At 71.0% G+C, this 11,771-nt stretch carries 14 protein-coding genes; 6 read left to right on the top strand and 8 right to left on the bottom strand.

The window, feature by feature from the left end:
- Positions 1–4 precede the first annotated feature (4 nt).
- The 4 genes from OG379_RS04430 to OG379_RS04415 all read left to right on the top strand — a co-directional run bounded on the left by OG379_RS04430 (position 5) and on the right by OG379_RS04415 (position 2,799).
- Positions 5–397: a hypothetical protein gene (locus OG379_RS04430; RefSeq protein ID WP_405659486.1), complete on the top strand. Its 393-nt coding sequence runs from the start codon at positions 5–7 to the stop codon at positions 395–397.
- A 144-nt stretch (positions 398–541) separates the two neighbouring features.
- Positions 542–1,642 (top strand): NADH:flavin oxidoreductase/NADH oxidase, encoded by a 1,101-nt coding sequence (locus OG379_RS04425; RefSeq protein WP_405659485.1) that lies wholly within the window; start codon positions 542–544, stop codon positions 1,640–1,642.
- A gap of 29 nt (positions 1,643–1,671) precedes the next feature.
- Positions 1,672–2,400 carry a class I SAM-dependent methyltransferase gene (locus OG379_RS04420; RefSeq protein ID WP_405659482.1) on the top strand — a complete coding sequence of 243 codons (729 nt, stop codon included), beginning with the start codon at positions 1,672–1,674 and terminating at the stop codon, positions 2,398–2,400.
- A 51-nt stretch (positions 2,401–2,451) separates the two neighbouring features.
- Positions 2,452–2,799, top strand: coding sequence for an ArsR/SmtB family transcription factor (locus tag OG379_RS04415; RefSeq protein ID WP_405659480.1), 348 nt, complete (start codon positions 2,452–2,454; stop codon positions 2,797–2,799).
- A 4-nt stretch (positions 2,800–2,803) separates the two neighbouring features.
- On the opposite strand, the gene OG379_RS04410 is transcribed toward OG379_RS04415, so the two are convergent.
- Positions 2,804–4,180, bottom strand: a complete 1,377-nt coding sequence (locus OG379_RS04410; protein ID WP_405659478.1) for an FAD-dependent oxidoreductase — start codon at positions 4,178–4,180, stop codon at positions 2,804–2,806.
- A 92-nt stretch (positions 4,181–4,272) separates the two neighbouring features.
- Positions 4,273–4,932 carry a DUF305 domain-containing protein gene (locus tag OG379_RS04405; RefSeq protein ID WP_393766768.1) on the bottom strand — a complete coding sequence of 220 codons (660 nt, stop codon included), beginning with the start codon at positions 4,930–4,932 and terminating at the stop codon, positions 4,273–4,275.
- A gap of 181 nt (positions 4,933–5,113) precedes the next feature.
- On the opposite strand from OG379_RS04405, the gene OG379_RS04400 reads away from it, so the two are divergent.
- Positions 5,114–6,604, top strand: a complete 1,491-nt coding sequence (locus tag OG379_RS04400; RefSeq protein ID WP_405659476.1) for an LVIVD repeat-containing protein — start codon at positions 5,114–5,116, stop codon at positions 6,602–6,604.
- Positions 6,605–6,768: 164 nt separating this feature from the next.
- On the opposite strand, the gene OG379_RS04395 is transcribed toward OG379_RS04400, so the two are convergent.
- The 5 genes from OG379_RS04395 to OG379_RS04375 all read right to left on the bottom strand — a co-directional run bounded on the left by OG379_RS04395 (position 6,769) and on the right by OG379_RS04375 (position 10,147).
- A complete protein-coding gene (locus tag OG379_RS04395; protein ID WP_104792033.1) occupies positions 6,769–6,948 on the bottom strand; it encodes a hypothetical protein in 180 nt (59 codons plus the stop codon).
- Positions 6,949–7,028: 80 nt separating this feature from the next.
- On the bottom strand, positions 7,029–7,754 hold the full coding sequence (locus OG379_RS04390) for an HAD family hydrolase (RefSeq protein WP_405659474.1): 726 nt from the start codon (positions 7,752–7,754) through the stop codon (positions 7,029–7,031).
- A gap of 30 nt (positions 7,755–7,784) precedes the next feature.
- A complete protein-coding gene (locus tag OG379_RS04385) occupies positions 7,785–8,483 on the bottom strand; it encodes a phosphatase PAP2 family protein (RefSeq protein WP_405659472.1) in 699 nt (232 codons plus the stop codon).
- Between the two features lie 34 nt (positions 8,484–8,517).
- On the bottom strand, positions 8,518–9,453 hold the full coding sequence (locus OG379_RS04380) for a M56 family metallopeptidase (protein ID WP_405659470.1): 936 nt from the start codon (positions 9,451–9,453) through the stop codon (positions 8,518–8,520).
- Between the two features lie 85 nt (positions 9,454–9,538).
- On the bottom strand, positions 9,539–10,147 hold the full coding sequence (locus OG379_RS04375; protein WP_405659468.1) for a DUF5134 domain-containing protein: 609 nt from the start codon (positions 10,145–10,147) through the stop codon (positions 9,539–9,541).
- A 181-nt stretch (positions 10,148–10,328) separates the two neighbouring features.
- Between OG379_RS04375 and OG379_RS04370 the strand changes: the two genes are divergently transcribed.
- A complete protein-coding gene (locus OG379_RS04370) occupies positions 10,329–10,874 on the top strand; it encodes a GNAT family N-acetyltransferase (RefSeq protein WP_405659467.1) in 546 nt (181 codons plus the stop codon).
- Between the two features lie 31 nt (positions 10,875–10,905).
- On the opposite strand, the gene OG379_RS04365 is transcribed toward OG379_RS04370, so the two are convergent.
- The gene (locus tag OG379_RS04365; RefSeq protein ID WP_393766767.1) at positions 10,906–11,556 is read right to left on the bottom strand and encodes a glycerophosphodiester phosphodiesterase; all 651 of its coding nucleotides are present in this window, start codon (positions 11,554–11,556) and stop codon (positions 10,906–10,908) included.
- Positions 11,557–11,771 lie beyond the last annotated feature (215 nt).

Raw genomic sequence — 11,771 nt, 5'->3', positions numbered from 1 at the left:
AGGAATGAGCATCGAGATCCTGGACACCGAGGGGCGCGGTGCGGCGCTGGAGGTGGCCCCCGGGCCCGCGGAGGGGCCCCTCCGGGTCGGGATCCGGATCGAGGGCGACTCCTGGTCCTGCTCGACGGCCGCGGCCAGGGAACTGGCCGCGGCACTCGTCGCCGCGGCCGCCGAGACGGAGAGCGCGCGGTCGGCTGAGCCCGTCACCGTCAAGGCGCGCGAGCTGCTGCGCGGGGACGTACGGGACGGGGACCGGCTGATGACGGTGGAGTCCGTCCGGACGGACGGCGCGAACGTCCAGGTGACCTGGACGTCGGGAGGCGGACGCAGCTGGAGCCAGATGTACGAGGCCGACGCGGACATCCGCCTCCGGCGTCGGCTGCGGCCGGAGCGGTGAGGAAGGCGTACGGGCCACTTCGTATTTCGACAGCTGCCGTAGTACGGTGAATCTCGTAGTACGGTGAATCTCGTACGAAGCGACGGCCCGGGGCGCCCCGGGCCGTCGCGCAGCCTGTCGCGTCCCGAGGAATCGGAGTCCCCTGTGAGTGCACTGTTCGAGCCCTACGCCCTTCGGTCGCTGACCGTCCCCAACCGGGTCTGGATGGCCCCGATGTGCCAGTACAGTGCGGAAACGTCAGGCCCCGAGGCGGGTACGGCCAACGAATGGCACGTGGCCCACTACGCCTCCCGCGCGGTCGGCGGCACCGGGCTCGTCCTGGTCGAGGCGACCGCCGTCAGCCCGGAGGGCAGGATCAGCCCCGCCGACCTCGGCATCTGGAACGACCGTCAGGTGGAGGCGTTCCGCCGGATCACCGGCTTCCTCGCGTCTCAGGGAACCGTCCCGGGGATCCAGCTCGCGCATGCCGGACGGAAGGCGTCGACGGACCGTCCCTGGCGCGGTGGGGCCTCCATCGATGCCGGTGACCCCGAGGGCTGGCAGACGGTCGCCCCGAGCCCCCTCGCGTACGACGAGGGCCACACGGTGCCCGCCGAGCTGGGCGTCGACGACATCCAGCAGGTCGTGCGGCAGTTCGCCGACGCCGCCCGCCGGGCGCTCGACGCGGGCTTCAAGGTCGCCGAGATCCACGGAGCGCACGGCTATCTGATCGGACAGTTCCTGTCCCCGGAGAGCAACCACCGCACCGACGCCTACGGTGGCTCCTTCGAGAACCGCACACGCTTCGCACTGGAGGTCGTGGACGCCGTGCGCGCCGTGTGGCCCGAGGAGCTCCCGCTCTTCTTCCGCATCTCCGCAACCGACTGGCTCACCGAGAACGGGGACGACCCGCGCGAGGGCTGGACCGCCGACGACACCGTCCGCTTCGCGCGCGAGCTGCTCGCTCACGGCGTCGACCTGCTGGACGTCTCGACCGGCGGTCTGGCGCCGAGGGCGAGCATCCCCGTGGAGCCCGGTTACCAGGTGCCGTTCGCCGAGCGGGTGCGCAAGGAGACCGGCCTTCCGGTGGCCGCGGTGGGGCTGATCACCGACCCCGTGCAGGCGGAGAAGATCCTCGCCGACGGCAGCGCCGACGCCGTCCTGCTCGGCCGCGAGCTGCTGCGTGACCCCTACTTCGCCCGCAAGGCCGCGCGCGAACTCGGTGGTGACATCCGGACGCCCGACCAGTACGGGCGGGCGGTGTGACACCGCGTCTGTGGGTACGCTGAGCGGCGATGTTCACTCCCCAGGGCCCCACACTGCGCGAACTGGCCGTGCAGGCGCTCTCCTCGACGATGCGCGGATACGACCTTCTCGCGCCGAAGTTCGACCTGACGCCCTACCGGACCCCGGACCGGGTGCTCGAAGCCGTCGCCGACGCGGTGCGGCCCCTCGGGCCCTTCGACCGGGGTCTGGACGTCTGCTGCGGCACCGGGGCGGGGGTCGGCGTGCTGCGCGGGCTGTGCCGGGATCGGGTCACCGGCATCGACTTCAGCGCCGGCATGCTCGACGTCGCCCGGGAGGCGTACGCCGTGGACGCCGGTGGTCCCGCCGTTGACTGGGTCCGGGCCGACGCCCTGGCCCTGCCGTTCACGGGCGTGTTCGACCTGGCCCTGAGCTTCGGGGCGTTCGGCCATTTCCTGCCGGAGGAACGCCCCGCACTGTTCGACCAGGTCTACGCGGCGTTGCGGCCCGGCGGCCTGTTCGTCTTCCCGGTTGGCGCGCCTCCGGCGGTGGGCTCCCGGGCCTACTGGTCCATGCTCGGCTTCGACCTGGCCATGCGGGCGCGCAACGCGCTGTGGCGTCCGCCCTTCGTCATGTACTACCGCACGTTCCCGCTCGCCGGGGTGGTGGACGACCTCGTGGGGACCGGATTCGCCGTGCGGCTGCTGCCGCTGGAGGAGTTCGGCCGGAGACCGGACGGCAGCCCTCGCGTCCGGCTCGTGGCGGCGGCCCGTGGATAAAACTACGACGACTCTCGTACAATGGGCCCCCCCGGACGAAGTGGAGGCACCGTGACGTCGAACGCCGCTCGCGTGCTCGCCCACCCCTCGCGCGAGGAGATCCGCGTCGAGGGCGTGCTCCACGCGCTGTCCGATCCGATCAGGCTCCGGATCGTGCACCAACTGGCAGGCGCGACCGACGAGCAGTCCTGTTCCCGCTTCGATCTCCCGGTCTCCAAGTCCACCACCACGCACCACTTCCGGGTGCTCCGCGAGAACGGCGTCATCTCCCAGTTCTACCGTGGCACGGCCAAGCTGAGCTGCGTACGGACCGAGGATCTGGAGGCACTCTTCCCCGGCCTGCTGGACAGTGTTCTCGGCGGGGTGGAGCTGCAGGCCGAGCGTCTCGGCCTGAGCTGACGCGCTACCGGGACTCGCCCCGAGCGGCGTCGAGCAGCCCGGACCAGTCGGGAATCTTCACCGGCCCGCGGCCGAGAGAGCGGCCGAGCGCCGACTCCGCACGCTCGATGGACAGCCAGCCGTCCCACTCCACCGGACGCAGCCCCTGGGCCCGGAGAGCGCCCAGGGGGTCGGCGGAGACCTCCCGGCCGACGAGCAGCGGCGCGTCCTCGATCAGCGAGGCGACCGTCTCCTTCGCGCACGATCTGTTCGAACCGATCACCCCGGTGGGGCCGCGCTTGATCCACCCGGCGACGTACTCCCCGGGCGACGCCGCCCCGTCCCTGACCACGCGGCCCGCGAGATGCGGCACGGTGCCGCGCACCGGGTCGAAGGGCAGGCCGGGCAGGGGCGTCCCCCGGTACCCCACGGCCCGCAGCACGAGCTGCGCCTCGACGTCCTCGTACACCCCGGTGTCCCGTACGCCTCCTGCGCCGTCCGGGGCCGTCCGAGCGAACCGCACTCCGGCGACCCGCCCGTCCCGCTCCAGCAGCTCGACCGGACGCAGGAAGAACCGCAGCCGGATGCGGCGCTCCTGGCCCGCCGTCGTGGACGGCGGATCCGTCGCCCACCCGCGCAGCACGTCCAGATTGCGCCGGACCACGGCAGGCAGCGGCGCCCCCGGACGCCCCGCCGCGACGGCATACGCCGGATCCAGCGCCAGCTCCGCCCCGTCGACGGCGATACGGGCCCCGGGGAGCGCGCCCAGTTCGCGGAGCTCCTTCGTGGTGAACCTGGCCTGCGAGGGGCCGCGTCTGCCGACGATGTGGACCTCACGCACCCTGCTCGCCCCCAGCGCGTCGAGCGCGGCCCGCGGGACATCCGTGCCCCGCAGCTCGGCCGCGCCGCGGGCGAGGATCCGGGCCACGTCGACCGCCACGTTCCCGACGCCGACCACCACGGCCGAACGGGCCCGGAGCGCGAAGGCGCCGGCGGCCGCGTCCGGGTGGGCGCTGTACCAGGAGACGAACTCGGTGGCGGAGCAGCTCCCCGGCAGGCCCTCCCCGGGAACGGCGAGCGGCCGGTCCTCCGCGGCGCCGACGCAGTAGACCACCGCGTGGTACAGCTCCTTGAGCCGGGCGGGTGAAAGCCCGCCCTCGTCACCCACTCCGACATGGCCGACGAAGGTGATCCGGTCGTCCTCCAGGACCGCACGGAGACTGCTCTGCAGCGACTTGATCTTCTCGTGGTCGGGTGCCACACCGTAGCGGACGAGTCCGTACGGTGTGGGCAGCCGGTCCAGCACGTGCACGCGCACGTCCGGCACCCGGGACTGCTCCAGCAGGGCCTGTGCGGTGTAGACCCCGCTGGGGCCCGAACCCACGACGGCGACACGGAGCACGGCGCACCTCCTGCGGCAGGTTCCCTCCAGCATGGCACCGCCGCGGGGAAGCGGGGAGAGGCTCGCGGGCCCGGGGGTCCCGGTGGGGCCCTTCAGGTCATCAGGCCGCGCATCCGGTCGATCTCCACGGTCTGCTGCGCGACGACGTCGTTGGCCATCTCCTCCACCAGTACGTTGTTGCCGTCGGCGAGAGCCTCGGTCGCCATCGTGACCGCGCCCTGGTGGTGGGTGATCATCAGCTCCAGGAACAGTTCGTCGAAGGCCTTGCCCTGCGAGGCGCGCAGCTTCTCGATCTGTTTGTCGGTCGCCATGCCGGGCATCGTGGAGTGGTCGTGCGTCTCCTCACGGTCGTCCCCGCCGTTGTTCTTCAGCCAGCCCTCCATGGCGCCGATCTCCGGCTTCTGGGCTGCCGATATGCGTTTCGCGAGCCGTTCGACAGATGCGGACGACGCCCGTCCGGGAACGAGGGCGGTGAGCACGAGCGCCTGTTCGTGATGCTGGATCATCATGCGGGCGTAGCGGAAGTCGGCGGAGTTGGGCGTGTCGTTGCCGGCGGCCTTCGCCGCTTCGTCCGCCGAGAGCGTCCTGGCCGGTTCACCGGGCTTCCCGGGAGCCACGACCGAAACGCCCTTGTCCGCCCCGGCGTCGGCCGCTCCGCCGCTGCCGTCGTCGCAGCCCCCGAGAGCGAGAACTGCGGCCACGAGCGTCGTCGCCAGGGCGGCTGCGCGCACGCGTGTGGTCCGACGGGGCATCAACACGGCGACCTCCATTGACACATGAGTTTGTCGCAGACTGTCCTAACACCTTCCACCTGCTCGTGATCAAAAACTTTTATTACGTCTCTGTTGCCATCTGTTGGTGTGTACATGAGAGGGACGATACTGCCGGGGTCCAAGGACCGTTCGTCGACGAACGGATACAAGGGAGGACGCAGTGACCTCGTTGCACACCACCAGCGTGCGGCGCAGACGTCTGGGCGTGGCGGCAGCCGCGGCCGGGCTCATCGCCACGCTGTTCACGGCCGGACCCGCGGCCGCGACACCGGACCCCGGTGACACCGCCACCACCCGCAGCGGTGTTTCCGCGAGCGAGCAGGCCGAAGCACGGGCCGCGATCGAGAGCGGCGAGATACCCGGCGTGGACGAGATCGTCCACAGCGCCAACATCGAGCACCTCACGAACGTCCCCAAGGACGCGCTCCAGGGGACCAACACGGACCTGGCCTTCCAGGGCACCTACGCCTATGCCGGGAACTACGACGGCTTCCGGATCTTCGACATCCGCAACCCGAAGAAGCCGAGGACCGTCGCACAGGTTCTGTGCCCCGGTTCGCAGAACGACATCTCGGTCTCCGGGGATCTCCTCTTCCTGTCGACCGACTCCTCCCGCAGTGACAACTCCTGTGCCAGCACCACGCAGCCCGCCACGGAGAAGTCGTCCTGGGAGGGCATGAAGGTCTTCGACATCAGCGACAAGCGCCACCCGAAGTACGTCGCCGCCGTCGAGACCGCGTGCGGTTCGCACACCCACACGATCGTCCCCGAGCGCAGGAACGTGTACGTGTACGTCTCCTCGTACTCGCCGAACGAGACGTTCCCGGACTGCCAGCCGCCGCACGACGGAATCTCCGTCATCAAGGTGCCGCGCAGCGCCCCCGAGGACTCCCGGATCGTGAACTTCCCGGTGCTCTTCCCGGACGGCGGCAACCCCGGAGCGCCGGCCAACCCCGGCGTCTCCAAGACCACCGGGTGCCACGACATCACCGTGCTGCCGTCCAAGGACCTGGCGGCCGGGGCGTGCATGGGTGACGGCCTGCTGTTCTCCATCAAGGACCCGGAGAACCCGAAGATCATCGACCGGGTCCAGGACAACGTGAACTTCGCGTTCTGGCACTCGGCGACCTTCAACCAGGATGCCGACAAGGTCGTGTTCACCGATGAGCTCGGCGGCGGCGGTGCGGCCACCTGCAACGACGAGATCGGCCCGAACCGCGGTGCCGACGGCGTCTACGACATCACGGGCAGGGGGGACCACCGCAAGCTGGTCTTCCGCAGCTACTTCAAGATCGATCGCCCGCAGGCGGACACCGAGGTGTGCGTCGCGCACAACGGCTCGATCATCCCGGTCAAGGGCAAGGACCTGATGGTCCAGGCCTGGTACCAGGGCGGCGTCTCCGTGTGGGACTTCACCAACTCCTCGAAGCCGAAGGAGATCGCGTACTTCGAGCGCGGTCCGGTCTCCACGGACGCGGTCACCACGGCCGGCCCGTGGTCGGCCTACTACTACAACGGCTACATCTACTCCAACGACATCGCCAAGGGCTTCGACGTCCTGAAGCTCGACGACCGGCGGACCGACCCGGCGAAGAAGGTGCGGCTGAAGGAGCTCAACGTGCAGACGCAGCCGGACTACTTCGACCGCTGAACCACAGGTTCCTCCCGCAGTTGAAAGCGAGTGCCCCGCCGGACGGTCTCCGCCCGGCGGGGCACGTTTATCTCATTGACCGGTGGGCGGCACGGGGACATGCTGTATCCCTGATTCCGGCGATGCGGGGGATCGCCGGAATCAGACACGGGACGGCGCGCCGCTCAGGCCGCCGGCCGCACGCTCGTGCCCGCGGCCGCGGCCCACTCCACCAGCAGGCGCTGGTACTCCGTCTCGTCGTCCGGGGACAGCAGTCCGCCCGAGCGCTGCCACAGGGTGCGGATCTCTTCGTTGACCACGGAGGCGGGGCGCACGGTGGCGGACGGGTTCGGATACGGGGACATGTCCACCAAACTAAACCCCCTGCGGGCCGCAGGACCCCCTCCGGGACAGGGATATCCCTCACACCGTCTCCCGGAATCCTTCACGGACGGTGTGTGCCGGGCGTCTCCGCGGCGAGTTCCGGAAGTCCGAGCGCCCGGAGCCCGTCCGGCCGCTCCGCCACGGGCAGATGGTCCACGAAACGCACCTCACAGCCCACGGCGGCCGCGCCGGCGTCCGCGTGGCGGTCGTCACCCACCATCACCACATCCGCGGGATCCAGCTCCAGCAGCGCGCACGCCGTGCGGAACAGGTGCGGATCGGGCTTCTGGACGCCGTGTTCGTACGACAGGACGTACGCGTCGACGAATTCGTCCAGGCCGTGCGCGCGGAAGACGGGGCGCAGGTCCCAGCCGATGTTGCTGACGATCCCGACCGCGGTGCCGTCGCGGCGCAGCCCGCGCAGCACCTCGGCCGCATCGGGGTACGGCTGCCAGGCGGCAGGGGTCATGTGGCGGTCGTACAGAGCGTCGTACAGGGCCGGGTCCGGGAGGGTCACCTGCCGGGCCAGCCCGGTGTACGCCTCCCTGTGCGCCGGCGCGGTGCGGTCGCGGTCGGCCCACGCGGCGGCCAGCGCCGGCGGGATCCGTGAGGGGGCCGGGCCGCCGGGCAGCGCTCCGGCCTCGGTGAGCCCACGCGTCCAGTGCTCGAAGTCCGCCTGCTCCACGTCCGTGCCCCGTGCGTCGAGGACCGCGCGCAGCCACGCGGAGACGGACTCGATCCGGAAGAGGGTCCCGGAGAAATCGAAAAGTACACCCTTGATTGACATGAGCCGATCTTGGCCGCCTCCGGTCAGGATCTACAAGGGCGAGCCGCCGTCACCGGCAGGCCGCCGGCTTCGCCTGGTGTACTCGGTGTAGCCGGCCGCTGACAGCGAGGCCAGGGCGACGCCCATGAGCGTTCCACCCACCACATCGCTCAGCCAGTGCACGCCCAGGTAGACACGAGTGAGGGCCACGCCGGTCACCGAGATCACGGCGAGCACGAGTGAGCCCCACCACAGGGGCGGGCGCGCGCCGTACAGACGCAGCAGCCACACGAGCAGCCCGCAGGTGACAGCCGCGGTCATGGCGTGACCCGAGGGGAAGGCCGCGTACTGCGCCGAGTCCACCGGGTCGATCCACCGGGGGCGTTCCCGGCCCACGGCGGCCTTCAGCCCCTGCTGCACGAGCGAGGTGAGCAGACTGGTCGCGGCGACCCACCCCGCGAGCAGCCGGAAGCCGTGCCACCACAGGGCGACCACGACGACGGCGGTCAGCACGCGCATGGTCCAGGGGTCCCACACCCAGTCCGTCAGTACCCGGCTGACCTGGACCAGCCCCGGTTCGGTCACCGCCCGGCGGTGCAGCGCCCCGGCCACCGAGGTGTCCATGGACATCAAGGGCGGCCAGCGCACCGCGACCAGCACGAGCAGAACGAGGGACAGCGAGGCGCAGACGACGCCCGTGATCAGGAAGGGGCGCCGGGCGGGCGGGGGGAGGGGAGGAGGGGAGTGCATGGGGATGATCCTCGTGCATGATCCGCCCGTGAGGCTATCCCAGTGCCCTGAGTCCCGGTACGAAGGCCACCAGCAACGGTATGACGGGTACCAGCGCGGCGGCGGCGGTCAGCCGCAGTCGGCGCCCCGCGGTCAGCCGGTCCACGGGGGCGAGCAAGCGGTTGACCCTGAGCGGCACATGGGCTCCGGAGGCCGGCGCCGGGCCGAACACACCGCGGTCCTCGTTGAGTTCGACCAGGGCGAGTGCGATCGTGAGACGCCCGAAGCGCCGTGACGCCACATCGTCCGCGGCCAGTTCGACGAGGTGGTGCATCTCGTCGCGGAACGCCGCGAACACCGGCACCTGCGGGAATCCGGTCGCGAGCGCGTCCGAGCAGTGCAGGAGCCAGTCGTGACGGGCCTGGGCGTGGCCCTGCTCGTGCGCCAGCACGGCATCGAGCTGACGCCCCTTCAGCCGGCCGAGTGCCGCGGTGGTGATGACCAGTTGAGGAGCCGCCCCCGGCAGCCACCAGGCGTCTGGCCGTTCGCCCTCCAGCACCACGAGACGCCCGCTGCCGGGCTCCTCGCCCGGCATCAGGGGGGAACGCACCAGCAGTTCGCCGCGCCGCTGCCGACGGCGGGCCCGGGCCCGGTGGATCTCCCGTACGAGCATGGCGGCGGTCCACAGTCCGCCGAGCGCCAGCAGGACCGCGATGACCGCCGACCACGGCCCGTACGCGCCCAGGGCGTACGCCTCGACCACGGCGTGCGGAGCGGGGGCGAAGACATGGCCGCGGACCGCCTGCCAGGCGGCAGCCGCACTGAAGGTCATGGAGAGCCCGAACGACAACAGGACGCCCGCGACCACGCACTGCCAGACCCACAGGGCCACGACCGGCTCGCGCTCGGGCCATCGGGCCCTCGCCATCAGGCCCGGGGCCACGACGGCAGCCAGTGCACCGAGCAGCAGCAGCGCGAGGGAGACCAACATGGCGTCAGCCTATGAGTGCCGTGGTACCCACGGGTATGGCCGCGCGCGCCAAGTGACGTACGACACGGCGCGGGGCCGGGCCGCCTCACAGCGTGAGCAGCATGGCGAACATGGCTATCCCCATGGTGAGCCTGCACGCCAGGGCCAGTTCCGGCCGCGCGCCCCAGGGCGGGGCCGCCGTCATGCCGGTGTGGCCGCCACCGCCCCCGCCGGCCGTCACGCCGACGGGCGTGGGGGCAGGTATCAGCTGCCCCGCCGAGTGCAGGACGTAGAGCGCGTAGTAGACGAGCAGCGCTCCGGTCAGCACGGGAATGCCCCCGGCCGTGCCCGCTCCGTGGCCCGCGTGGCCGCCTCCCGTGGCATGGGCGGCTCCCGGGGCCATGGCCACGGCCATGTAGACCATGGCCAGCGAGCCGACCAGATGGTGCAGATGGTGACCGCCGCTCCTGGCGTACACGACCGCCTGCAGCGCGGCTGCGCCGAACACCACCGCGTACACCAACCACGTCCACTCCGGGAGCGTGAGCAGGGCCGCGGGCACGGCCATCGCGGCCATACCGAACCCCATCAGCGCCTCGGCGCGCGCCGATCTGCGTTCCCGCTCCGTGCCGTCGCGGGTCCGCAGCAGGCAGTACGCCCCCGTGGCCCCGCACAACACCATGAGCAGCCAGCCGGACAGCGCCGGTCCGTGCACGGTGCACCTCCCCCTACGGCGAATCACGCCGGTGTCGTCCCATCGATGCCCCGTACCGACCGCTCCTACCGGGGCGCATTGGGGTACTGGGGGAGCGCGCCAGAACCTGCGGGGGCGCGGCGGGGGGGCGGGTTAGTCTCTGGAAAACACCGTCGGCAGCACAGGACCGGAGAAGAACCACATGGACAGCGCACCGGCCACGGCACGGTCACTCACCTTCCGCGACGCGACCGGCGACGACGTGCCGCTCCTCGTGCGACTCGTCGAGTCCGCCTACCGGGGCGACGAGAGCCGGACCGGATGGACCACCGAGGCGGACATTCTCCAGGGGCAGCGCACGGACGCCGACGGGGTGCGCGAGGTGCTCGCGGTCCCCGGGGGCCGGGTCCTCATAGCCGAGCAGGACGGCGGGCCGGTCGCCTGCTGCCAGCTCGAACACCGTGGGCAGGCCGCGTACTTCGGCATGTTCGCGGTGAAGCCGGAGCTGCAGGGCGCGGGCCTCGGCAAGGTCATCATCGCCGAGGCGGAGCGCACGGCCCGGGAGGAATGGGGTGTGAGCGAGATGCACATGACGGTGATCTCGGTCCGCGAGGACCTGATCGCCTGGTACGAGCGCCGGGGCTACCGCCGTACGGGAGAGCTCACGCCCTTCCCGTACGGCGACGAGCGTTTCGGCATCCCGCAGCGCGACGATCTCGCCTTCGAGCTCCTGGTCAAGGAGCTGTAGGGCACGGGAAACGGGATGCGCGCGGGGTGCCTCAGGCGGTGAAGCGCCCTGCGCGCCGGATCTCCGGATAGTCGGTCGTCGCGCCGTCCAGGCCCAGTGCGCGGACAAGGCGCAGGTGGTCGGGGGTGTTGACCACCCAGCCGATCACCTTCAGCCCTTCCGCGTGGGCGTGCTCGACGACCTCGAGGGTGAGGCGGCGGATATTCAGGGCGAGCGTCGCCGCGCCCACCGCCTTCGCCCGGTCCACCACATCGCCCTCCCAGTGACTGGCGATGAGCACCGTGCGTACGCCCGGGACGAGCTGCGCGATCTCGGCGACCGCCTCGTCGTGGAACGAGGAGACCTCTACGCGGGCGGCCAGATCACGTCGCAGCATCACCTCGGCCAGTGCCCTCGCCGCCGCCACGTCCTTGATCTCGGCCTGGACGGGCGAGCCGATGGCGTCGAGCACCTCCTCGAAAACCGGCACCCGTTCGCCCTGCCCGGCGTCGAGCTCGCGGAGCTCCGCCAGCGTCTTCTCGGCGATCAGCCCCCGCCCGTCCGTCGTGCGGTCCACGGCGGCGTCGTGCATCACGGCGAGCGCGCCGTCCTTGCTCAGGTGGAGATCCAGTTCGACGGCGTCCATGCCGGCCTGCTCCGCGTGCGCGAACGAACGCAGTGTGTTCTCCGGCTCGACACCCATGACACCGCGATGACCGATGGTGAGAAAAGTCAAGGCACTCCCGCTTCCGTCCGTCGTGTACGCCCCGCGTGCGGCTCCTACCCCCAGGGAACCAGTTCTCCCGTGCAGGACGGCCCCTGCCCTGCCAGTCCGGCGGAAGAAGTTGTCGCATGGAGGTGTGGCAGGAAAAATAACGGTGAAAATGTGAGTCGGCAGGATGATTTGCTGCCCTCCAC

This window comes from Streptomyces sp. NBC_01166, assembly GCF_045039765.1.
Lineage (GTDB): Bacteria > Actinomycetota > Actinomycetes > Streptomycetales > Streptomycetaceae > Streptomyces.
This window is presented reverse-complemented; position numbering and strand designations above follow the sequence as displayed.